Consider the following 23751-nt stretch of genomic DNA (forward strand, 5'->3'; position numbering starts at 1 on the left):
TATTAACCTGAATTCTGTTATTTTTTCTCCTGGATTGCAAACTTCAAACGCAATGCCAATTCTTCTCCACTTAATGCTGCACTTGTTTTAATCTTCTTGTTTTCAAACTTCTTACGGATCGCCATTTTTAGCTCTTCGTCAAAACCGATCACCTTGCTAAGCACCACTTCGTTGTTTTCATTTACAGTGCATCGCAATACGATCATTTCCGATTCGCCACTTCTTACATAGTCGGTAAAATTAACATGGCTGGCAACTTTTTGAATCTTCTTTAAAACTGCGCTTTTCTCTTTTTCTATTTTTTTGGTTTCAGGCGTAATTGCCATTCCTAAATTAACAGTTAACAAACATGCTAAAACAATCATTGTAATTTTTAAGCTTTTCATGACCCTAATTTTTTTATAGTTTACATTTTGGTTAGAAATTTTTAGAAGATCGGAATCGCGCGCCTTCCGTTCTTTTCTAATCTTAAATTTCTAATGTAAAATTAGGGCTACTTTAAATCATAAGTGTCACATCAAAATCAGCAATTGTCATAAATTGTCACAGACAATGAACAATTATCAATTAACAAAGATTAATTAACACTTATCCTATTGACTATCTATTACTTACTATACATGCCTGTTTTTTTTATCTAATACTCTAAAATTTCATTTTCTCCCCTTTTAGGGGATCCCGTCCCGAATTAATCGGGATCGTGGAGGCGACAGCCAAAAGGGTGCTTTTTAATTGTCTAATCAATACATTTATTTTAACCCTTAATTGGCATTAATTGATCATTGTTAATTGTACATTGCTAATTGCTCACCAGCCTATATCCTACTCCATGCACCGTTAATATGATCTTGGCATGATTTGGATCGTCTTCTATTTTTTGTCTCAGCTTCAATATAAAATTGTCGATGGTTCTTGAGGTGGGTTGATATTCGGTTCCCCAAACCTCATCCAACAAATCATCTCTGCTAACGGTTTTGTTCTTGTGATTCCACAGGTAGTGAAGAATTTCCACTTCCTTATGCGACATTTTCACCTCTTCTCCCTCAACAAAGCCTTCGAAGGATTTAAAATCCACGCTTAATCGTCCAAGTTCTATTTTTTCCACCTCATTGTTAGCCGGTACATTCTGAGTTCGGCGCAAAACCGCACGAATTCTGGCCAACAACTCTCTCAAACCAAATGGTTTGGTAATGTAATCATCGGCGCCAAGCTCCAAACCCAAAACCTTATCAATCTCCTCTCCCTTTGCTGTAAGCAGGATAATTGGGGTTTGAATGCCTTTGGCTCTTGCTTTTTTACAGATGTCGAATCCCGAAATTTTTGGAAGCATTACATCCAGCAATACCAGGCTGTAATGGTTCTCCATAATCTTGTTCAAGCCAGTTTCTCCATCTTCGGCCGTATCCACCTCGTACGATTCAAATTCTAAATTGTCTTTTAAACCCATTAACATGCTGGGCTCGTCTTCTACTATTAAAATGGGATACATTTTCTATATGATTTGAAATGATTCAATGTTTATTTTACCGGAAACAACAAACTAAAGCAGGATCCTTTTCCAAACTCACTTGTCAGTTCAACCTTGCCATGATGTGCTTCCATAATGTGTTTTACAATGCTCAAGCCAATACCAGATCCTTTTGCCTTATGTGCCAAATTGCCTGTTGTTACCCTGTAAAACTTATCGAATACCATTGGCTGATCTTTCTTTTCAATTCCAATGCCGTAATCCTTCACATCCACACGAACAAAATCTGCATCCAAGTAGGTAATCAGCTCAATCTTTTTGATATCAGCACTGTATTTCATTCCATTGTCGATTAAATTGATGATGGCTTCGGCAACGGCTTCTTTGTCCAGCTTGATATCAGGAACCTGATCTGCCAATTGCAATTCAATCTCAAAACCATTCTGATCGAAATGGTCCTGGTAATTTGCCAGGATGTTCTCGATTTCGGCATTCAAATTCGTATTGGTAAAGTGATATTCTCTTTTCCCACGCTCAATTCTACTAAAATTCAGAATCTTATTCACCATGCGCGACAAACGGTTGGCTTCGGTATTGATTACCTTATAATACTCCATCTTCTTCTCTTCGGTGGGAATGCGTCCCATTTCAAGAGTTTCCGAGTACATATTAATTAAAGCCAATGGCGTTCTGATCTCGTGAGAAACATTGGAAATGAATTCTGTTTTCATTTGATTCAATCTAATCTGTTTCCTGATATTTTTGTAGACAAACCAGGCTGCCAAGAGCAAAATAAGATCCATCACAACCAAAAGAACAATATTGGTGCGTGTTCTTTCCCTTACCAAATCTTCAATAGTATTTCCGCGCATCTGAATACCCAACTGGTAAGCGGGAAACAACCAGATGTCTTTCTTCTGGGTGATGTTTTTGTCCTCATCGGACTGAATCTGGTTGGCATACACTTCTTCTGTTTCATTCTTAAACACAGAAATGTAGAAACGCTCCTGGGCCACCGACTGAATCTTTGGCCCCATATTTTCGCTAATAAATTTATCGGTATCAACCAGTAGCAATACTGTTTTCGCAGATAAACTATCCTTTTGCAAGGCAAATGCAAACAAACTTTTGCCTGCCAATGAATTGGGCAAAGCTTCAATTTTTCGATAACCACTTTTCACATATCGCTGTAAAAGCTCAATCTTATTCAGGTTGGCCGCAAAATCAAGTTCAAGAGTTGAGATTAAATTGGCTAAACTATCTTCCGGGATTTTCTCTTTTGTGAACAGCTTAAAATCATCATCTCTGATTCCTACAGCATCTATCGAGTAATTTTTTAATAATAAAGTATTGATGTCTTCCGTTTCACGCTCCAAACGGTTTGCCCAACCACTCAGCACATCATCCGAATATTGATTCAGGGAAAATAAAACCGACTCCAGTTGTCCTGTGTAAATGGAATCGATAACCGCTTCGTTCTTACTTAAGTTACTGATTTCGTAAGCAGAAAAGAACAGGGATGGCAGCACCAATATCAGGGTTAAAACAATACCGATTTTCAATCCGGGTTTTATCATTCGCTTTGCTTTTGTTTACCCAAATATAAGCATTAATGATGACGATAAAACAGGTGAAGCTTTTCTGTGCCCATAAAACTTATACCAATTGAATTATCAAATTGGCCAATTGGAAACTTTTAGATTTATTCAGCTTATGTAATTGTTTAATTAATATTGTTCTCTATACTGTAAACCTTTATGCCATTTTTTGCGTAGACCTGAGATAATCCCTATTTTTAACCTAAGTGATGTATTGATTTTGAGCTGAGCGATAATATTGGATATTTATACCATGACTAAAAACTTACAATTATTTGCCCCTTTGAAACTTTGTTTGTTCATCATTTATTTCTTCTCTACAAATACGGTATATTCTTCGCCATCTAATGATCCACAAGCTGAAAACAAAAAAATTCTCATTCTGCATTCCTATCATGAAGGGTATAATTGGACCGATAGAATAATGGAAGGAATCAATTCGGTATTTAAGCAAGAAAATGTTGAATTGTTTGTGAATTACATGGATACAAAACGCTGTGTTAACGAAGATTACTTCTCTCTGCTCTATCAGATATACAAACAAAAGTATGCCCAGGTACAGTTTGATGCCATTTTATCCACTGATGATCATGCTTTAAATTTTTTGCTTCACTACAAAGAGGATCTCTTCCCAGATGTACCACTTGTTTTTTGTGGAATTAATGATTTCCAACCAGAACAAATCAAGAATCATAAAAACATTACAGGAACATTCGAAACCTATGATGTGTTTGGAACAATTCATCTTATTCGAAAACTGCATCCCAATCTTTCATCCATTGCTGTGATTAATGATGCCAGCATTTCGGGTCAGGCATTTCTAAACAGAGTCAATCGAGTAGAACAAAGTCTGAAAGACTCTTTACTAATTGAACACTTGTCGAATCTTTCAAGGGATAGTTTGCAGATCCGTTTGAGTCAATTGCCAAAAGGTTGCGCTGTGATTTGGGGGATTTATATAAAGACTCCATCGGGAAAGGTTTTAACCCATAAGGAAAGTATCAATTTGGTGAAGCAATCAACCAAACTTCCTGTTTATTGCATTTGGGATGTGGTTGGATCAGGAGTTATTGGAGGCAAAATTACCAGTCCTTTTTATCAGGGAGAAAAAGCTTCAAAATCGGTTATGCAAATTCTAGCAGGAAAAGACATTTCGAAGATGGAAATTTCAGGAAGTCCAATGATTTACAAGTTCGATCATAGCATGCTAAAAAAGTATGATATTTCAGAAGATGATCTTCCTTCCAATCGTATCATTATTAACAAAGATGATTCTATTTACGAGCAATACAAAAGCCTGATCTGGACAACTGCAATCATTATTTCAGTGCTCATGTCTATTATCCTTGGGCTATCTCATTTGCTTAAGAAAATAAGCGCAACCAGTAAAAAGCTCACACTTGCAAATCACGAATTGGAAATCGCCAAAGACAAGGCAGAGGAAAGCGATCGTTTAAAAACCAGTTTTCTGGCCAATTTGAGTCATGAGATTAGAACACCCATGAATGGTATTGTAGGATTTACAGAGCTTTTGGAGTTTAAAAATATAAGCGCTGAAAAACAGAGAAAATATATCAATATGATTAAATTGAGCAGTCAACGAATGCTCGAGCTAATCAATAATTTGGTTGATATCTCTAGAATAGAAACAAATCAGATTGAGATTATAAAGAGTGGTACCAATCTCAGTGAGGTAATGCAAAACATGTATCACTTCTTCTTGCCTATTGCTCAGAAAAAGAATTTAAATCTTCGATATAGCATTGATTTTTCACAAGAATTCCCTCTGATAAATACCGACCAAACCAAACTTGAACAGGTTATTTCCAACTTGCTAATTAACGCAATCAAATTCACTCAATATGGTGAAATTGAACTTGCCTGTAAAATGGCAAATAATCTCCTGACTTTTTCAGTTTCAGATACCGGAGTTGGTATTGATGAAAGCATGCATCAAATCATTTTTAAGCGATTCAGGCATGCCGAAAACAAATCAACAAAAACCGAAGAAGGAAGTGGATTGGGGCTTGCCATCTCAAAATCAATAGTGGAATTGATGGGCGGTGAAATTAGAGTTGAATCAGAATTGAACAGAGGTTCAAAATTCATTTTTACATTGCCATTTGAAGAGGCTTTGGAAAATGAAAATCAAGAACAGAATTCAAAGCTTACCTCAAGTAAGTGAATAAGGAATTAGAATTTGACAACTTTTCCACTTTTCCAGACTTTCTGAAAAAAAACAAGCCATGACTCAAAATGAATCATGGCTTTGATTTTTCGAATTACATTTTATCTTACTTATTTTCAGAATTATTGGCACATTTAACGACATCTACCTTGCCACCAAAATATTTATTTTTAAATCGTAAAGCTACATTTACCAATGCGATTAATACAGGTACTTCTACCAATGGTCCGATTACCGCTGCAAAAGCTACCCCCGAATTAATTCCAAATACCGCAATGGCTACTGCAATGGCCAATTCGAAATTGTTACTTGCTGCAGTAAACGACAAACTTGTTGTTTTCGAATATCCTGCCTTGAATTTGTGTCCCATAAAGAATGAGATCAGGAACATTACCACAAAGTAGATCACCAATGGAATGGCAATACGCACCACATCGAATGGCAACTGCACAATGTATTCTCCTTTCAGGGAAAACATTACAAAAATGGTAAATAACAATGCAAACAAGGTAAGCGGACTAATTTTTGGAATGAATTTCTTCTGATACCAGTCTTTTCCTTTTGCTTTGATTCCGAAGTAACGAGTAAGCATTCCTGCAAAGAATGGAATTCCAAGATATATTAATACACTCTCGGCAATATCGCCCATTGTTACATCCACTACCGAACCTTCAAGACCAAAATACTCAGGCAATACCGTAATAAACACATAAGCATATACCGAGAAGAACAGTACCTGGAATATGCTGTTAAAAGCTACCAATCCTGCAGCATATTCAGGATCTCCTTTGGCCAAATCGTTCCATACAATTACCATGGCAATGCACCTTGCCAAACCAATCAAAATCAAACCAGTCATGTATTCAGGATAATCCTGTAAGAAAACAATTGCCAAAGCGAACATTAAAGTTGGACCCAACAACCAGTTCTGCACCAAGGATAAGATTAAAATCTTACGGTTTTTAAACACATCCTTTAACTCTTCATATTTTACCTTTGCCAATGGAGGATACATCATGATCACCAATCCTATGGCAATCGGAACATTTGTTGTTCCAACCGATAGTTTATTCCAAAATCCAGCCATGGCAGGAAAAAAATAACCTGCTCCCACACCTATTGCCATTGCAGCAAAAATCCACAAGGTTAGGTATCTATCCAAAAAGGACAATTTTTTATTTAAAGATCCCATAATATTTAAGTTTAAAGTATTCGGAATTGAATAATTATTAATTACCAATTATTCATTCCCCTTTACCTTATGCTTTCTTTAAAATGTATTCTTCATTGAATTTTGCAAAATCTCTTCTGATCTCATCACGAACACGACGGAATACATCAAAAATTTCTTCTTCAGTTCCTTCTGCATAAGCAGGATCATCAAAACCAATATGAAGACGGGTTCCTACTGGTCCCAGGAATGCCGGACATGCATCTTTAGCACCACCACATACCGAAATCAAAAAATCAACACCCTCATCCAGGAATTCATCTACCATTTTCGGACGATGAGAACTGATATCTATTCCTATTTCAGCCATCGCTTTAATCGCTAAAGGATGCACTTGATCTGCAATATTTGTTCCTGCAGATACAACTTCCAGTTCCGGATTAATATCTCTCAAAATTGCTTCACCCATCTGACTTCTACATGAGTTTCCTGTACACAACACCAATACTTTCATTCTTAATTCATTTAAATCAGCTAAATAGCTGAGAATTTATTAACAAATTTTATTATCACTAGGAGTTATTTCGTCGAATAAATTGCCAAAAACATGGTTTAGTTTTTCGATTCCTTCTTTATTCAAACAATACTTAATTTTCAACCCTTCCACATCTCCCTGAATTAATCCAATAGACTTCAATTCCTTTAAATGCTGAGAAACTGTTGTTCTGCTAAGAGGTAAATAATCCGAGATATCACCGGAAATACAAGTTGGAGTCGAAGCTAAAAACTGCAATATGGCAATTCTCGCAGGATGAGACAGTGCCTTTGCCAATGAGGCAATTTCCTGCTGCTTATCATCAAATAATTCTAATTTCTTCATAGTTCTCCATTGCTTATTTCTAATGTCGCAAACATACGTCATTAATCTAAAAGTGCAAACCGATTCTTAAAAATTTACAATTTGTTAACATCGGATCAAGTATAATACCACTCACTCCTCAATCTTTAACAGATTGAAAATCACACAGACAAACAAAAAAAAAGGTCCTTCTCGCAATGAGAAGGACCTTTTCTGTAAATTATCTTGATTGCTTACAATCTTGACTCTAATATTTCTGCAACATCTGCCGCTGCAACATCCGGTAACATTCCAACATAGCCACGCTCAATAAACCTTTTAGAAATGATATCAATGCTGTCTTGTCCTACCTTGTGATCTCCTAAACGAGTTGCAATGCCAACACTTTGGAAAAATTCTTCGGTTTTCTGAATTGCCAAAGTTTTTCTTTCTTCATCAGTCCCTTCCGTGATATTCCAAATTCGCTCAGCATACTGCAATAGTTTTTCGCCACGTTGCTCTTTTAATTTGGTCAATAGTCCAGGAAGTACAATTGCCAATGTTACGCCATGATCAATTCCATGGAAAGCTGTCAATTCATGACCAATCATATGAGTTGCCCAGTCACTCTTAACACCCATTCCAATCAATCCATTTAAAGCCATTGTAGCTGCCCACATTAAATTGGCTCTGTTTTCATAGTCAGGAGTTTCGCTAGCCATTGCTTTTGGCCCTTCCTCAATTAATGTCAACAATAATCCTTCAGCAAATCGATCCTGAACAGGAGAGTTCACTGGGTATGTCAAGTACTGCTCCATTACATGTACATAAGCATCAACAATACCATTGGTAATCTGGCGCATTGGCAATGAGTAGGTTGTTTCCGGATCAAGAACTGAGAATTTTGGGAATAACAATGGATTTCCGAAAGCCAATTTCTCTTTGGTTGCAGCTTTGGTAATCACACCACCACTGTTCATTTCAGATCCTGTAGCTGCTAGAGTTAAAACAGCTCCTAAGTCTACTGCTTTTGTAATTTCAGCTCTTCTTGCCAAGATATCCCACTCATCTTCTCCCTCATAGTAAGTAGCTGCTGCAATAAATTTTGTTCCATCAAGAACAGAACCTCCACCTACAGGCAAAAGAAAATCTATACCTTCATTTCTTACAATCTCAACTGCTTTCATTAAGGTTTCGAAATGTGGGTTTGGCTCAATTCCACCAAATTCTGTGATGTCATAATCTTTCAAAGCTTCCATAACCTGATCGTAAACACCATTTTTCTTGATGCTACCACCACCATAGGTCATTAGAATTTTTGCCCCTTTAGGAATATGATTTCCTAGTTCTGCAATTTTACCTTTTCCAAACAGAATTTTTACTGGATTAAAAAAATCAAAATTTTCCATCTTATTAAGTTTAATTATTACTATTTCTTTTTCAATGCTTTTACAAGCTCTTTGGCCATTAATAAATCAGAAGCTGGATTTTGTCCGGTAATTAACCTTCCATCCACTACTACATATTCCTGCCAATTCGCCTTACAAGAGTATATTGCACCTTTTTCTATTAATGCCGTTTCCAACAAGTAAGGCACTTTTTGATCTGTTCCTATTGCTACTTCTTCCTGGTTGCTGAATGCTGTAAGTTGTTTGCCATTTACCAAATAACTTCCATCATTTAGTTTTACATTTAGTAATCCTGCCCCACCATGACAAACGGCACAAACCACCCCTTCATTCTCATAAATTTCTGAAGCTATTTTTGCGATATCTTCATCAAAAGGGATGTCGAATACAGCTCCATGACCTCCTGGAAAATAAATGGCATCGTAGTTTTTTGCAGAAATATCTTTGGGATGATAGGAGTTCAAAAACTTATGCCTGGCATCTTTGTCTTTAAAAAAGGATTTTACTTTCGCATCATCCAAATCCAATTGTTTAACAGGAACTTCTCCTCCTTTGGGTGATACAAAATCAATTTCAATTCCATTTTTTATCAAATGAAAATATGGAAGGGCTACCTCAAGAACGTAACATCCCGACTCCCATCCTTTTTCATCTTTAAAATGACTTGTTAATGCAAATAAAACTTTGGCCATACTTTTAAATTATTTTCACAACAAAGGTATGCCTCATTTTTGTATTAATAAACTTATTCTTTTTATACATTTGTATAAATAAATTTATAGATATATGGTAAATCTGGAATGGTACAGGACATTTAAAGCGATATATGAACAGGGAACATTAACAGGAGCGGCAGAAATCCTACTCATCACCCAACCAGGTGTAAGTCAACAACTCACCGCACTTGAAACTTATATGGGAGTTAAGCTATTCGAGCGAAAACCCAGAAAAATGTTACCTACTCCTCATGGAATACAACTTTACAACCAAGTTGAAGAAGCCATATTGCAATTGGAAAAAACCGAAGAAAATTTCAAGCGAAAAAGCTTAATCAATCGTCCTACCGCCAGGGTAGGCATGTCGATCGAAATGTTTAACCATGCTTTCGCCAATATTCTGGATGATCTGGAAATGAATGTTGAGTTTACCTTTGGGGAATATGAAGATCTTCAAGCCAAACTATTTGCCAAAAAATTGGATTTAACCATCACCACACTGCACCACAACTACCAAAATATCGAATACAAACACTTTTGCCAGGAGGCATTACTATTGGTAAGCAGCAAGCATTTGGACACCATTCCATTTAACCGATACATTTACGAGAAAAAATTAGATGAAGCTGAAAAGTGGCTAAGCCAGCAAAATTGGTATTCCTACACTTACAAAATGGAAACCATTAAATCGTTTTGGATGCAGAACTTTAAGAAAAAGCCTTATTTTAAACCTCGTTATGTGATTCCCAATTTAAGTGGGATGCTACAATCAATTCAGTTGAACAAGGGGATTTGTATATTGCCTTCGAGTTTATGCCAGGAATTATTGGATGAAAAAGAAATTATTGAAGTTTGGCAAGGTATAGAAACCACATACTACAATAAATATTTTGCTCTAAATACACAAAGCAAGAACCTGAAACAGGCAGAAGAAATCATAGAAATCATTATTAATAACAATACATGTAAAACTCATTAATATGAAGAAAATTTATCATTTAAGCAGTTGCTCAACTTGCCAGAGAATTATAAAAGAATTGGATATTGATTCAAATTTTGAACTGCAGGATATTAAAACGCAAAAAATAACTGAGGTGCAGTTGGAGGAAATGAAAGATCTAAGTGGATCGTATGAAAGTTTATTTAGCAGACGAGCCATGAAGTATAAAGAACTTGGCTTAAAAGAAAAGGTTTTAAGTGAGGATGATTACAGAGATTATATCCTATCAGAGTACACATTTTTAAAACGTCCGGTACTTTTGATTGATGGAGAAATATTTGTCGGCAACGCAAAAAAAACGGTTGAGAATGCCAAAAAAGCATTGGTCAAGTAGTAAAACGACAGAGGAATCTATTTTGTATTTTTCTGATTTAGTAATAACTTATGCAGTGCATAAAAATTAAATAAGGTGCAATTTGCATCTTTTTTCGTTCTATCGGTAACCTTAAAACTTTTACTTATGCCATATTTAAAAGTTCAGACCAACCAAAGTTTCTCTAGCAAGAAACAACAAAGTTTTTTAAAAGAAAGCTCCGCATTAATCTCATTTGAACTGGGGAAACCTGAAAAGTATGTAATGACAGCTTTCGAGTCCAAAATCGAGATGACACTAGGAGGCTCAGAAGAACCTGTTGTATTTCTCCAGTTAAAAAGCATTGGTTTACCAGATACAAAAACCAAAGATTTATCAAGCAAATTTGCCAGTTTGGTTGAGGAACAGCTTAAAATTCCTAAAGATCGTGTTTACATTGAATTTATGGATGTACCCAGAGGTTTCTGGGGATGGAATGGTATTTTGTTTTAAAAATATCAATGCCTATTTCGTGCAAAAATAAAATTTCAGTTAATATTTTAACAATTAGATAAATTTTTATTGTTTTTATAAAAAATTTATACACCTTTACATCCGAAATAAAAATTGACGGTACAGATGAGATTTACATTTAAATACAAGAAGCAGAATAAACGCAATAAACAGTTGTTGTTTGTGTAATCTTGTAGAATAATGTAAAGCTTAAAAATATAGAAGCCTGCAGAAATTCTGCAGGCTTTTTTTAAACTCATCAATTCAATTATAAAATATCAATAAAAGCGAAACAAATAAACTCCCATTCAATTGGGATAACAAATTAAACTATTAACCAATGAAAGTTTTAAAGTTTGGCGGTACTTCAGTCGGATCTCCTGAAAGAATTCAGAATTTGGCTCAATTGGTTCAGTGCGACGAACCAGTTATCATCGTTTTATCAGCTATGGCAGGAACCACAAATGCCCTGGTTGAGATCACTGAACTCCTTTATCGAAAGGAGATGGAAAAAGCAAGTGAGCAAATCAGTAAGCTGGAGGAACAGTATCGAAAACGAATCGAAGAATTATTTACCACAGAAGATTTCAGAAGCAAAGGAAACGAGTTAATTACTTCGCATTTTAATTACATCAAAAACTTTGTAAACAGAAGTTTTACTGCATTGCAGGAAAAGGCCATATTGGCTCAAGGTGAGTTAATTTCTACTGCCATGTTCCATTATTATTTATCGGAAATTGGTGTTGATTCTGCGTTTTTACCAGCTTTAAACTTTATGAGAATCGATAAAGATGGTGAACCTGATTATTTCTATATACAGGAGAATCTGGAACGAATTCTTGCTGAAGAATCGGAACACAAATTATTTATTACTCAAGGATTTATTTGTAGAAATGCCTATGGAGAAGTAGACAATTTAAAAAGAGGTGGAAGCGATTACACAGCCTCATTAATCGGTTCTGTTTTGCAGGTTGATGAAGTTCAAATATGGACTGACATTGATGGTTTCCACAATAACGATCCAAGATATGTTGAGAACACATCTGCCTTAAAGCAATTGTCTTTTGATGAAGCGGCCGAGCTGGCATATTTCGGTGCAAAAATCATGCACCCATCCAGCATTATGCCATGTAAGTTAAAGAGTGTTCCGGTGAGATTAAAAAATACGCTGAGTCCTGAGGAAGAAGGTACCTTAATTACCGACGATGAAACCGGTAAAGGAATTAAAGCCATTGCTGCAAAAGATGGAATTACCGCTGTGAAAATCAAATCTGGTCGAATGCTTTTGGCCTATGGTTTTTTAAGAAAAGTGTTTGAAATATTTGAAATCTATAAAACACCTATCGATATGATTACAACATCGGAGGTGGCTATTTCTTTAACCATTGATGATGAAAGTAGACTTAAAGAAATTGAATCGGAATTGGTAAAATTCGGAAATGTCGAAATTGATGAAAACCAATCGATCATTTGTATTGTTGGTGATTTTATTTCAGAGTCGACAGGAAGTGCTAAAAAAGTACTGGAAGCATTGGAAAACATTCCTCTCAGAATGATTTCTTACGGAGGTAGCAAGCACAATATATCTGTTCTTGTTAATCAAGAAGATAAAGTGTCGGCATTACAAGCTTTAAGCAGAAATTTGTTTTAGATTTTTACATTCAAAATTTAATTGAATCATGTTCAACAGTACAAGAATAGATCAATTCAAAAATATTCCCACTCCATTTTATTATTACAATATGGAGTTATTAGAAAACACCTTGAATCTTATCAAAACCGAAACTTCAAGGTATGGATATCATATTCATTATGCAGTTAAGGCAAATGCCAATCCTAAAATCATGAAACTAATTCAAACCTACGGATTTGGTGCTGATTGCGTAAGTGGAAACGAAATTACAAGATCGCTGGAAACCGGTTATACAGCTGACAAGATTGTTTATGCGGGTGTAGGAAAATCAGATCGGGAAATTCTAACGGCTCTTGAAGCTGGCATTTTCTGCTTCAACTGTGAATCGATTCCGGAAATCGAATTAATCAATGAATTGGCAGCGCAAACAAATAAAACTGCAAAAATTGCCATACGAATCAATCCTAATGTTAACGCCAATACACATCATTACATTACCACAGGAATTGAGGAAAATAAGTTTGGAATTAACCGTTGGGAATTCGAATCGGTTCTGGAAACACTTGAACAATCAAAAAATATTGAATTGATTGGTTTGCATTTTCATATCGGTTCTCAGATTACTGATTTAAGTGTTTTTAAAGGTCTTTGTCTTAGAATTAATGAGATTCAAGAGTGGTTCAAAGAACGTCAGATATTGGTTAATCATATTAATGTTGGAGGCGGATTTGGTGTAGATTACAAAGATCCTGATGAAAATCCTATTCCTGATTTTGTTACTTTTTTCGGAATCTTTAATGAGTTTTTAAACCTTAATCCTAACCAGGAATTGCATTTCGAATTGGGTAGATCAGTAGTTGCACAATGTGGTAGTTTAATTTCCAAAGTCTTGTATGTAAAAAACGGTGTAAATACAAAATTTGCCATACTCGATGCTGGAATGACTGAGCTATTGCGTCCAGCACTGTATCAGGCATATCATAAAATTGAAAACATCAGTTCCAATGGCGAAGAAGATATTTATGATGTAGTTGGTCCTATCTGCGAATCATCCGATTGTTTTGGTAAGGCAGTTAGTTTACCCTCTACAAAACGAAACGATTTTATTGCGCTCCGTACAGCAGGAGCTTATGGCGAAGCAATGGCTTCAAGATACAATCTTAGAGATATAGCAGATTCTGTTTTCTCTAACGAATTGTAGTGTGAATTATTAGTTTGGATACAAAGGCAATATTCTACGGAGTATTGCCTTCTTTATTTAATCCCAACTTTTCTTAGCAATGATTTTGATGGTACAACAAACAAGGTAAGATTATAAAACATCCCTCCCTTGGCATAAGAATCAATGATATTGTTCTCGCTGGTTAATTTACTCCCCGATAAACTAAGAACGTGTTTCTTATTGGTTACATCAAAATTAATATTGCTTCTATATCCACTTTCTAGTGATAACCAAAGCCAATCAGTTATTCCCTTTTCTATCTCAAGTGAAAAATTAACATCCGATCTTCTAAATTCTAAGGTTTTAAAATCACTTAATGCCGGACCATTCGATTTTGTGTTATCATCACCCAGTTGTTCGTCGAAATGAATACTATAACTTCCTCCTTTTAAATAGGCTTTAGCACTGATAAAACAAAGTTCCGATGGTTGATAGCGCAATTTCACTTTTGCAGGAAGAAAGGCATCTACTCCCCATTTATCCGCAAAAGTATGTTTGTACACAAAAGTTGGAAAAACCAGTGGATCACCAAATGTATAAGAGAATGCAACACCTAGTCCCCAGGATTTATATTTATTTATTTTCCAGCCTATAACTGGAGAAATTTCCATTTTTAAAAAAGTATATTTGCTTACATCACGAATATGATCTTTCCAGTAATCTCCTTTTAATTTCGCATTAAAACGAAGCATAAAATATCTATTTCTTTTCCATTGGGTCATCAAGTAAAAACTTCCACCCAAACTCTTCATATTTTTATCATGCAACTGCCTATAAAAAGGATAACTTATATTTTTACTATCCTGAAAGTGAATTTCTTCATCACTATACTCTATACTCCCGGCAATTTTCAGATTCTTTTTTATTGATATCGGGAAACGTAGTTTAGTTTTAAATATTCGATTGTAATCAATTTTTCCTTTTCCATCTCCATAAATTTCTGATTTAGATCCCACTCCAAAGCCTGTAATTCCAGTATAAGATGCCTCATAGCCCCGAACAGGACCACTTCCTACAACACTAGGATTCCAATCATATTTGGTAGTATCAGAACTAAACTGTGCAACAGCTAAATGACATGATACCAGAAACAAAAACAATATTAATAGATTCCTTATATCCATGAAGTGCAGTTTTTCCTAATAAAAAACATGATTGATTAATTGATACAAAACGAAATAGTTTTTGATTTATTGCAATTCTAGTTAGCTTAAAACCAATAACCCAGACTCACATAATTCAACACCTTGTCTTTTTTGTTGGAATACATTAATGAAAATTCCATTGGACCAATTAAACTATTGTAAGAATAAGTTAAAGCAACTCCTCTAATCCATTCTCCTTTCTCAAACGATCGATTAATATCGTCACTTAACCTACCAAAGTTTGCCTTAAATATTAAATAATTATTTCGAAATAATTCATACTGGAAGTCAGTTCTAAAAATAACTGAATTGCTTGAATTCATCTCCATTCTTTCCAAACCTACAAATGGCATTTGAGTGTCAAAATAATCGGTCTGATCAATACCCCCCGTATAGCTTTTAAAGAAATCCGGAATACTCTTCCCCCAAACAACTCTACCATAAGCTTTTGGATAAACCGTAAATGAAGGACTTATGCTAATGGCTTTTTGAAATTTTAAGTAGGCGATAGAAGCTGGTCTTTCCATTCCATCAAGTCTGGCTCCATTATTTGTCACCAGTTTATATTCCCCATACAAACTAATTCCTTTTTTGGGATAATAAGCCTTTTCGTGCGAGTCAATCCTTAAAAAGGCATAATACGAGAAAAAGTAATCATCAGTACCCTCCAGTTCAACATCGGGTAAGCTATAATTTGATTTTAGATTATAATATTCTGCTTTGGCTCCAACACCAACCGAATACGATTCCCTTAAAATGGAATGAGTATTCACATCTAATTTATAATAATCTAAATCATAGTTTCCAACTTTTTTGCCATCCTCGAAACCATCAACCTGCCAATCGTTATATTCAGCTTGTATAGTAATACCTGGTTTTAAGCCATTGTCGATTGCATAAGTTGTTACAAACCTTGGATTCTCGGCCAATTTTAAATCAAAAGACAAATGAGACCCGCTTCTCAGTTTATTTCTAAAAGTAGTATTTAATAAAACTCCCGCTTTATTATCAGAATCATATCTTAACCCTACATTAAACCTTTTGGTAGTTCTCTCTTTTACCCTAACCTGAAGCGATTTGGTTTTATTCCCAACTAATTTAAAATCTACATTATCGAAGTATCTACTTCCAAAACTTCGGTTTATTCCTTTCTTTAGCTGATGTAATGAAACTTCTCCTGGGGTATCCAAATTCAATTTACCAGAAAGCAAAGATTTGCTTACCTCGTTTAAACCTTCAAATTCTATATTTTTAACGTAATAGGTTGTGCTATCAACAGGAGGTTTGTATTTTTTTATTTTCTTCTTTTTGAGTTGATATTTCTCTTTCAATTCTTTCAGTTCAGAAATATACTTTCTTCCAATTTCTTCCCCTTTGCGAATTAAAGAATCAGCATCATTAAAACTCCCTACAGAGTAATTATTTAAATCAGGCTTGATGTACACATCCACAAAATCAATATTCTTCTTGAATTCGTTCAAAGCCATTAAAGAAACAGTTTGATTGATAATGTCAAGAAACGAATTTAATTCCTCCTTTGATTTCGGTCCCGATTGCACATCAACGCCAATTACAATATCGGCTCCCATATCAACAACTTCCTTTACAGGAAAATTATTTACCATTCCTCCATCAACCAGTAATCGTCCATCAATTTCAATCGGTGAAAATACTGTTGGTATAGCCATACTGGCTCTCATGGCTTCTGGAAGATAACCTTTATCAAGAATTACAGCTTCTCCTGTTTCAATATCAGTAGCTACACACACAAATGGTATGGGCAGATTTTTAAAATTACTTACATCATGATAATCTATAGATAATCTTTCAAACAAATTGATTACATTTTGCCCATTAACAATTCCACTTGGCAATTGAATTCCTTTTGGTTTTATAGGAAAAGACAACACATGACGCTCATAATTTTGCTTCTCATGAAATGGTACGTATTTTCTGGAAATTTCATCAGCCAACAGTTTATCCCAATTTTGACTTAGAATCATCTCTTCAATCTGATTGGCCGAGTATCCTATTGCATAGAAACCTCCAATAATACTTCCCATACTTGTTCCAGCAATATAATCAATAGGAATTTCTAATTCATCGATAATTTTTAGTACACCAACATGGGCAAATCCTTTGGCACCACCACCGCTTAGTACCAAACCTATTTTTGGTCTTTTTTTATTTTTAAGAGTATCAGATTTTAGTTTAGCTGATGATATAGAACTCAGAGATATAAGAAGAATTAGTAATAATGAATGTTTCATTCTGATATTTTTGTTCAATTTAATTTTCAATTTTTAAATCTTCTGCAAGTTTCAATACATCCTTCTCTTTCCCATCTTTCACTTTTACTCGAATTGCTCTTAAACCATATACCCCCTGTAAATCTTCCAAGGTATGATACTCAATTTGGTCTTCAAAATAGCCCGCAGATATTAAATACTCCAAATACCTCTGGTATTCAGCTATTTCTTTTTCCTGACTAAAAATTATAGCCAGCATGCCTGGTTGAGTTAATCGCTCATTGGTTCCTTTAATTTTGGCCTTATCAATTCTCTTCTTTACAATTTCATATCTAATATTGTAGGCTCCATCTACATCAAACTTTTTCTCATCCTGACGGAATCGAATTGCCAAAGGTTGACTATGAACCAAAATCAATCCCGTAGTATCCATTGGTATTGGCAGAGACTTCTTTAAATTTTCAGCTTTTCTGGCCAGTTCAGCACTTACGATAAGTTGCCACAATCTCAAGTTTTTAAGGTAAATTCTATCGAAATTTAAATTATTAGCTATGCTTTCACCAATATAAATATTGTGCTCAACCCCATCGGTTCTATATTTTTCAAAATAGTGAGGAAACATTGTTTGAGCTTTTTCCTCTTCTTTTTCAAGGTAAGTTGTAACACAATCGTTAATAATACCCAAACTATCCTCGAAATCCTTTCTTCTTTTATATACAATATTTAGATCAGGATCTATATTGTTCTTATAATTTTGGATAGCTATTTTCACCATTTGCCCATTCTCCTCGAAATGCGGAAAAAGAGGTTCTATATCGTGTCGAATAAAATTAAGTACATTCATTTCATCTCCCGAAGATAGTCCTTTCTTAATTCCATCCTTGAAATAATCAATTTTATAAATTAACTGATCATAAATTGGCATTTCCTTAACTTCGTTAACACTTAGGACTACATTACGAACCAAGTCCAACTGCTCTAATAAATCATCCTGAATGGTTTGATTTCTGATAACTGATGAGTGTCGTACATCAATTGCACCATACAAAGGATAAACATGGGGGAATACAATTTCCTCCATCTGAGATGGCTCGCCACTTTCTTTTTTCAACAATAAATTAGATGCAGCCCTTGCAAAACGCCACTCAACACTTGGGTGAATAGCTGTACATTCTTCTTTAATTATAGCCTCTATTTTATTTTGAAGTTCTTCACTTGTTCTCTGAATCGCAATAGAGAAAACAGGAATAATATCTTTAATCACACGCAGATTTGAAAATGTAATATCATAGGCTTTATTCGATCCTAATTCCATTACCCCCACCAACTCATCTTCATTATAAAGTGGTACAACAGCTATATTTCTAATCCCTTCATCAAGCAAGGCCTTCTCTACTTGATTTGGATTTTCTCTTTTGGAAAGATCATTAATTAAAACTGGCATACCTTGTATTCCAACTTCTTCATAAATGGTTCCCCTATAATCTTCGCAGCTAAAACGGTCTGCACTTAAAAACCCATGCCAAAAGTCTGATGGATTTTCAACATTCCCCTCGTTCATTCCAAATGCAATTATCCCTAATTTTAGGTTGGGCAATTCAAGAAGAGATCTGATATTTTGTTCTAATTGATTAAAATTATTCCTTTTGATGATTGAAGATTTTTCCAACAATTGAGATTTCAGTGAGGAAATCACCTCTATTTGACTCACATCAACATATCTAAATGACAAAAACCCAGAAAATTTGAACTTATCAATCGGTAAAGTTTCCAGCCAAAAATCCATATCTAAAGGATTATTTATCATCTTATGCAACTGATCTTCACTTAGCTCAGGTAAATTACCAGTATAGGTTATATCAATGCATGACTTCTCAACTTCAAGCTTATAATACTTTACCAATTCGTTAAGCTTATCTGTCACTTTATACATAAAAAGATATCCAATGCCTAACTCAAAATTATAATATCTCTTCAGAATCATTGAATAAGCATAAAACAGCATACTAAATGTCTTAAAACACTTATCCTGCTCTTTTTGCTCAACCATTTCAACCACTAAATTTTCATTTCCGTATAATTCCAGATATTTGGGGGTAAAATAAAAGTTCTGGTCATCAAAAGGTGTAGCAGCCACTCCAATTTCTTCACGATACTGAACAGGAGTAAAGAAATACCCCATCAAAATGTGGATTTCATCTTTAAATCTGTTCACATCATTTACATCAAAATCTGCACTTGCTAACTCAGGCTTCTCCTCTACTAGTTTTAGAATAGACTCACCTTGGATATCAAGGCTACCATTTATTTTTTTTTGCTCCTTTAACTTATTAATTAATGGAACAAAACTAAGTGATTTCTTAAATGGAACTTCCTCAATGCTAAGCTTTAACCGATCCAGCTTCATAATATTTAAATTTTTCCCCGATTTTCAAACTACTAATGTAGTTCTTTTTAAACATCTGCAAAAGATAATAAGGTCATTCTGCCAACAATTAAGCTATTTTTAACATCTTCCATTCTAAGATACTAAAATGCGGATAGAATCTCTTTCGAATCCATCCGCATAAGACAAAATCTATTATTTTATTTCTTATTCCAAATATACTTTCAGTTTAGCAATAACAGTTTCAAATTCTCCGATATGCTTTTCAATTAATTCTATATCGAATGATTGAATTGCCAAATCAAGTTCTTTACAATAATTATCGAGTATAACACACGATTTTTTAAAGGCAAAATCTGATAATTTTTTACTAAAATCTTCAATTTCATAGATTATCAAATCGTTTTTGATCTTCTTCCAATCATCAAGAAATCCATTCTCTAATCCATCTATAATTTCAGGTAAATTGGCGATACAATCTCCTGAAAGTTTCACCTCATTTTCAATCACCTGAGCATTTTCAGCATTAAGATATTTAATTTTTAAAAATTTCTTCAATACCGCAAAAACATCTTTTCTAAATACAGGTTTTTGTAAATATTCATCAAAGAGCTTATAAATACGTTCCAACTCATCATTCATTATTGAAGCCGTAAATGCTACCACAGGGATATGATTCCAGTCTGGATTATTACGTATTACTTCAGTAGCATCATAACCATTCATACCTGGCATCCTGATATCCATAAAAACGATATCTGGTGGTTCCATTTCCATGATCTCAATGGCTTTTTCTCCGCTTTCTGCTTCTAAAAATGTCACATTATCAAATTCAATGATTCTCTTCAATACCAAAATATTGAATTTCAAATCATCAACAATTAATATCTTACAAGGTTCAAGAACAAAATCGTTCAGCTCTTTAGCTTTTTGATCTTCTTCTGCAGAAACCTCAGCGATTTTTACATCCTTAAATTTAATAGTAAATTTTGATCCTCTTCCTACCTCACTCTTTAAGCTAATTTCTCCATTTAATTTCTTTAAAAGGCCACCAACAATTGTTAGACCTAAACCAGTTCCTTCATAATACCTGTTGCTTTGTCCACTTTGTTGAGTAAAAGCTTTAAATACATTCTCTTGCTGATCTTCTTTTATACCAATTCCCGTATCTTCTACATTTAAGATTAGATTTATTGAATTTGGGTCAGATGTCTTTACAGCCGAAGCAGAAACATGTATGTATCCTTTTGAAGTAAATTTGATGGCATTGCCTACCAAATTAAATAGGATCTGATAAAACCTCACTTCATCCATGTAAATGTAATGTGGAACAGAATGATCTACACTTATATTGAACGCCAAATTATTTGCTTCCAACTTTTGCTTAAACACTTGCTTTATTTGGTTTATTACAATCTTACACTGCATGGGTTCCAACTCAATATTCATCTTTCCCGATTCGATTTTAGATAAATCAAGAATATCATTGATTAGAGCCAAAAGATTTCTACCACTCGTCATTATGGTATGTAGATAATTCTTATGCTGTTGATTCTCTACATTCGTATGCAGCCATTCACTAAATCCCAAAATGGCATTCATTGGTGTACGAATTTCATGAGATACATTAGCAAGGAATTCCGATTTTGCCTTTGAAGCCTGCTCTGCCTTATTTTTAGCAATATTTAATTGCTTTTCCTTCGCTTTTAGCTCTGTCACATTTCTAACAATAACAAGAACTTCAGATGATTTAAGCTTCGCAAATCGTGCTTCGAAATACTGCATTTCATGATGATGGAAACTGCTAAAATTAAATTCAAAATCTCCTTTTACAATACACTCTTCAATGGAAGAAATAAACGAGTTACTCAAATCTTCCGATAAGACATCAACTATTGAATTAACATCTGGTCTATTCAATTTGGCAAAAATGCTATCCTCACATCTAGATTTAAAAGATATTACCTGCCCCTCTCTATTCAGCCTTAAAATTTCATCTGGAATCGAATCAATAATTCCTCGATTTTCCTTCTCACTTAATACCAAATCGGTTTGGATTCTATTTCGAAGAAAAGCAGTTGAGATAGTACTACTTACCGTTCTTAACAATTCTAATTCAGATTTTGACCATTTATGATTAGAGTCACACTCATCAAAACCGATAAAGCCAAATATATTTCCAGATTCTATTAATGGTAAAACAATTATTGACTTTATTGCTTGTGGCTCCAAAATAGCCCTAATATCCTCTGGTAATTCCTCAATTTTTTCTGAATAAACAATGCCTTCTTCATTTAATAATCTTTTCCATGAAGGAATCATTTCATATGGAATATTCTGAAGGTCCTTAATTTGAGGTGCTATACCATCATTACACCACTCGTAGGTATTACTGGTTAATAATCCATCAGTACTGTCTTCAAACACATACACTCGACTCACTCCTGTATGTTGACCAATTATCCTGACAGCTTCCTTTGTATTCGATTCAAAATCTGCAATAGAATTATAATTAACTGATATTTCTGTCAGAATTTCCTGCTGTCTTAAATTTCTGGCAATTTCCAACTCATTATTGCGACGCTCAGTTATGTTATGAGCGACTACAATTATTTCATTAAAATGACAATTATTACTTGAAACTACTTCTTCGGTAAGACCTGCAAGAAAGCATCTCTTTAAATCACATTCTTGACACTTATCTTCGGTAAACTGCACATTTACTCTAACCCAAAGAACATTATTTTGATTGGTTTTAATTGGCAAATCATAGTAACTAATACACTTATTTTGAAAAAATTGCCTGGCAAAATATTTAAATACTTTAGACCTATATTCACTTGGAATAAAACTTAAAACATTCTGTCCAATAAGTTCTTCTTTTGATTGCCCCATTATAGTACTGGCAATCTGATTTACAAAAACGACCTCTCCTCTTAAATTGACCTTACAAATAATATCAGTTATACTTTCAACTAAAGTAAAGTATTCCTGCTCTGTTTCTCTTAGTTTTCGGGTCCTCTCCTCAACTAAATACTCCAAATTATTATTGAGTTTCTTTAATTTTTGATTTGATTCATAGAGCTCAAGAGACTTCTCTTCCAACAATTTTTCTGCTTGTTTTCTAGCTTGTTTCTCCCGTTCTATTTTCCGTATCAAAAGATCAGTTTCCTTGCTCATGCTTCTTTCTGAATAGTAAATAATACTTCACTTCTATCTTCAGCCAACAATTGAGTATTTATACTGGCTTTTTCGCTAAAATAATCCAAACATCCCTGAATCAATCCTTCTGCAAAATCCGACATTTTACGTTGAGATGTATAAACCAATTCCAAACAATCCTTAGATCTACCTCTGACTTCTATTTTAGGAAGTTCGGCTTCAGGATAAAGTTTCAAAACCTGCACATGAATCGTATCTTCTACTCGACACAAAAAATCAAATGCATTATTATGTTCTTTTATTAAATCTTTATATATCTTGCCAAAAACCCCAAAAATATAAACCCCATAAGCATAAAATAGTTTTGAAACGGGAAGTTTAGTTTTAGCACTTAATTCCCCTACCAAAGCAAACATTTCTTCATGTGAATAAGTTCCAACCGATGTGTAAATGCCATTACTAGGCAAGTTTGTATTTTCAATTATCTGATCAACAGTTTCATATCCAAACTGTTTCTCTACCATTTCCAAAAACTCACAAAAAACTAATCCTTTCATATGCAGTTAATCAATTTAAGTAGTTAAATGTATTACCAAAAAATCTACTTTTTAGTAATAATAAAAATGATACGTAAGAACATAAACATGGTTATAATATATGCTTGTTTTTAATAAAAAAAAGTTAGATTAAATTAAACCTTATTCCAAAAGATTTCGTAATAAAAGCTGTCACCTCAATTTGAAGAATTCATAATTGACTAC

General features: G+C 34.4%; 19 protein-coding genes. 6 read left to right on the forward strand and 13 right to left on the reverse strand.

Annotated features, from left to right (window positions below; all coding sequences use genetic code 11):
* Window positions 1-17: 17 nt before the first annotated feature.
* The 3 genes from BXY64_RS10785 to BXY64_RS10795 all read right to left on the reverse strand — a co-directional run bounded on the left by BXY64_RS10785 (window position 18) and on the right by BXY64_RS10795 (window position 3045).
* Window positions 18-386, reverse strand: coding sequence for a hypothetical protein (locus BXY64_RS10785; RefSeq protein WP_120239976.1), 369 nt, complete (start codon window positions 384-386; stop codon window positions 18-20).
* A gap of 413 nt (window positions 387-799) precedes the next feature.
* A complete protein-coding gene (locus BXY64_RS10790) occupies window positions 800-1489 on the reverse strand; it encodes a response regulator transcription factor (RefSeq protein ID WP_120239977.1) in 690 nt (229 codons plus the stop codon).
* A gap of 29 nt (window positions 1490-1518) precedes the next feature.
* Complete coding sequence (locus BXY64_RS10795) at window positions 1519-3045, reverse strand: sensor histidine kinase (RefSeq protein ID WP_120239978.1); 1527 nt, start codon at window positions 3043-3045, stop codon at window positions 1519-1521.
* 274 nt (window positions 3046-3319) lie between these two features.
* Here BXY64_RS10795 and BXY64_RS10800 point away from each other — a divergent pair, with 274 nt between their 5' ends.
* The gene (locus BXY64_RS10800; protein ID WP_120239979.1) at window positions 3320-5251 is read left to right on the forward strand and encodes a sensor histidine kinase; all 1932 of its coding nucleotides are present in this window, start codon (window positions 3320-3322) and stop codon (window positions 5249-5251) included.
* A 109-nt stretch (window positions 5252-5360) separates the two neighbouring features.
* Here the strand turns inward: BXY64_RS10800 and arsB are convergent, their stop codons facing one another.
* The 5 genes from arsB to BXY64_RS10825 form a co-directional block, all read right to left on the reverse strand.
* Window positions 5361-6446 (reverse strand): ACR3 family arsenite efflux transporter, encoded by a 1086-nt coding sequence (arsB, locus tag BXY64_RS10805; protein ID WP_120239980.1) that lies wholly within the window; start codon window positions 6444-6446, stop codon window positions 5361-5363.
* Between the two features lie 67 nt (window positions 6447-6513).
* A complete protein-coding gene (locus tag BXY64_RS10810; protein WP_120239981.1) occupies window positions 6514-6939 on the reverse strand; it encodes an arsenate reductase ArsC in 426 nt (141 codons plus the stop codon).
* Window positions 6940-6978: 39 nt separating this feature from the next.
* Window positions 6979-7305 (reverse strand): ArsR/SmtB family transcription factor, encoded by a 327-nt coding sequence (locus BXY64_RS10815; protein WP_120239982.1) that lies wholly within the window; start codon window positions 7303-7305, stop codon window positions 6979-6981.
* A gap of 212 nt (window positions 7306-7517) precedes the next feature.
* Window positions 7518-8672, reverse strand: coding sequence for an iron-containing alcohol dehydrogenase (locus tag BXY64_RS10820; protein WP_120239983.1), 1155 nt, complete (start codon window positions 8670-8672; stop codon window positions 7518-7520).
* A gap of 20 nt (window positions 8673-8692) precedes the next feature.
* Window positions 8693-9364: a type 1 glutamine amidotransferase domain-containing protein gene (locus BXY64_RS10825; protein WP_120239984.1), complete on the reverse strand. Its 672-nt coding sequence runs from the start codon at window positions 9362-9364 to the stop codon at window positions 8693-8695.
* Window positions 9365-9458: 94 nt separating this feature from the next.
* On the opposite strand from BXY64_RS10825, the gene BXY64_RS10830 reads away from it, so the two are divergent.
* The 5 genes from BXY64_RS10830 (at window position 9459) to lysA (ending at window position 14027) form a co-directional block, all read left to right on the forward strand.
* Window positions 9459-10367, forward strand: coding sequence for a LysR family transcriptional regulator (locus tag BXY64_RS10830; protein WP_120239985.1), 909 nt, complete (start codon window positions 9459-9461; stop codon window positions 10365-10367).
* A 1-nt stretch (window position 10368) separates the two neighbouring features.
* The gene (locus BXY64_RS10835) at window positions 10369-10722 is read left to right on the forward strand and encodes an arsenate reductase family protein (protein WP_120239986.1); all 354 of its coding nucleotides are present in this window, start codon (window positions 10369-10371) and stop codon (window positions 10720-10722) included.
* Window positions 10723-10848: 126 nt separating this feature from the next.
* Window positions 10849-11193, forward strand: a complete 345-nt coding sequence (locus tag BXY64_RS10840; protein WP_120239987.1) for a phenylpyruvate tautomerase MIF-related protein — start codon at window positions 10849-10851, stop codon at window positions 11191-11193.
* Between the two features lie 340 nt (window positions 11194-11533).
* Complete coding sequence (locus BXY64_RS10845; RefSeq protein WP_120239988.1) at window positions 11534-12844, forward strand: aspartate kinase; 1311 nt, start codon at window positions 11534-11536, stop codon at window positions 12842-12844.
* Window positions 12845-12872: 28 nt separating this feature from the next.
* Window positions 12873-14027, forward strand: coding sequence for a diaminopimelate decarboxylase (lysA, locus tag BXY64_RS10850; protein WP_120239989.1), 1155 nt, complete (start codon window positions 12873-12875; stop codon window positions 14025-14027).
* A 53-nt stretch (window positions 14028-14080) separates the two neighbouring features.
* Here lysA and BXY64_RS10855 read toward each other — a convergent pair whose 3' ends face one another.
* The 5 genes from BXY64_RS10855 to BXY64_RS10875 all read right to left on the reverse strand — a co-directional run bounded on the left by BXY64_RS10855 (window position 14081) and on the right by BXY64_RS10875 (window position 23547).
* A complete protein-coding gene (locus tag BXY64_RS10855) occupies window positions 14081-15172 on the reverse strand; it encodes a DUF6268 family outer membrane beta-barrel protein (RefSeq protein ID WP_120239990.1) in 1092 nt (363 codons plus the stop codon).
* An 86-nt stretch (window positions 15173-15258) separates the two neighbouring features.
* Window positions 15259-17463 (reverse strand): patatin-like phospholipase family protein, encoded by a 2205-nt coding sequence (locus tag BXY64_RS10860; RefSeq protein ID WP_147375971.1) that lies wholly within the window; start codon window positions 17461-17463, stop codon window positions 15259-15261.
* Between the two features lie 19 nt (window positions 17464-17482).
* Complete coding sequence (locus BXY64_RS10865) at window positions 17483-19849, reverse strand: GAF domain-containing protein (protein ID WP_120239992.1); 2367 nt, start codon at window positions 19847-19849, stop codon at window positions 17483-17485.
* A 186-nt stretch (window positions 19850-20035) separates the two neighbouring features.
* A complete protein-coding gene (locus BXY64_RS10870) occupies window positions 20036-23008 on the reverse strand; it encodes an ATP-binding protein (RefSeq protein WP_120239993.1) in 2973 nt (990 codons plus the stop codon).
* A complete protein-coding gene (locus BXY64_RS10875; protein ID WP_120239994.1) occupies window positions 23005-23547 on the reverse strand; it encodes a heme NO-binding domain-containing protein in 543 nt (180 codons plus the stop codon). The genes BXY64_RS10870 and BXY64_RS10875 overlap by 4 nt, the downstream gene beginning before the upstream one ends.
* Window positions 23548-23751 lie beyond the last annotated feature (204 nt).

The organism is Marinifilum flexuosum, assembly GCF_003610555.1.
Classification (GTDB): domain Bacteria; phylum Bacteroidota; class Bacteroidia; order Bacteroidales; family Marinifilaceae; genus Marinifilum; species Marinifilum flexuosum.

Coding starts and splice junctions, on each gene's coding strand:
- BXY64_RS10785 (WP_120239976.1), bottom strand. CDS start 386: ATGAAAAGCTTAAAAATTACAATGATTGTTTTAGCATGTTTGTTAACT.
- BXY64_RS10790 (WP_120239977.1), bottom strand. CDS start 1,489: ATGTATCCCATTTTAATAGTAGAAGACGAGCCCAGCATGTTAATGGGT.
- BXY64_RS10795 (WP_120239978.1), bottom strand. CDS start 3,045: ATGATAAAACCCGGATTGAAAATCGGTATTGTTTTAACCCTGATATTG.
- BXY64_RS10800 (WP_120239979.1), top strand. CDS start 3,320: ATGACTAAAAACTTACAATTATTTGCCCCTTTGAAACTTTGTTTGTTC.
- arsB (WP_120239980.1), bottom strand. CDS start 6,446: ATGGGATCTTTAAATAAAAAATTGTCCTTTTTGGATAGATACCTAACC.
- BXY64_RS10810 (WP_120239981.1), bottom strand. CDS start 6,939: ATGAAAGTATTGGTGTTGTGTACAGGAAACTCATGTAGAAGTCAGATG.
- BXY64_RS10815 (WP_120239982.1), bottom strand. CDS start 7,305: ATGAAGAAATTAGAATTATTTGATGATAAGCAGCAGGAAATTGCCTCA.
- BXY64_RS10820 (WP_120239983.1), bottom strand. CDS start 8,672: ATGGAAAATTTTGATTTTTTTAATCCAGTAAAAATTCTGTTTGGAAAA.
- BXY64_RS10825 (WP_120239984.1), bottom strand. CDS start 9,364: ATGGCCAAAGTTTTATTTGCATTAACAAGTCATTTTAAAGATGAAAAA.
- BXY64_RS10830 (WP_120239985.1), top strand. CDS start 9,459: ATGGTAAATCTGGAATGGTACAGGACATTTAAAGCGATATATGAACAG.
- BXY64_RS10835 (WP_120239986.1), top strand. CDS start 10,369: ATGAAGAAAATTTATCATTTAAGCAGTTGCTCAACTTGCCAGAGAATT.
- BXY64_RS10840 (WP_120239987.1), top strand. CDS start 10,849: ATGCCATATTTAAAAGTTCAGACCAACCAAAGTTTCTCTAGCAAGAAA.
- BXY64_RS10845 (WP_120239988.1), top strand. CDS start 11,534: ATGAAAGTTTTAAAGTTTGGCGGTACTTCAGTCGGATCTCCTGAAAGA.
- lysA (WP_120239989.1), top strand. CDS start 12,873: ATGTTCAACAGTACAAGAATAGATCAATTCAAAAATATTCCCACTCCA.
- BXY64_RS10855 (WP_120239990.1), bottom strand. CDS start 15,172: ATGGATATAAGGAATCTATTAATATTGTTTTTGTTTCTGGTATCATGT.
- BXY64_RS10860 (WP_147375971.1), bottom strand. CDS start 17,463: ATGAAACATTCATTATTACTAATTCTTCTTATATCTCTGAGTTCTATA.
- BXY64_RS10865 (WP_120239992.1), bottom strand. CDS start 19,849: ATGAAGCTGGATCGGTTAAAGCTTAGCATTGAGGAAGTTCCATTTAAG.
- BXY64_RS10870 (WP_120239993.1), bottom strand. CDS start 23,008: ATGAGCAAGGAAACTGATCTTTTGATACGGAAAATAGAACGGGAGAAA.
- BXY64_RS10875 (WP_120239994.1), bottom strand. CDS start 23,547: ATGAAAGGATTAGTTTTTTGTGAGTTTTTGGAAATGGTAGAGAAACAG.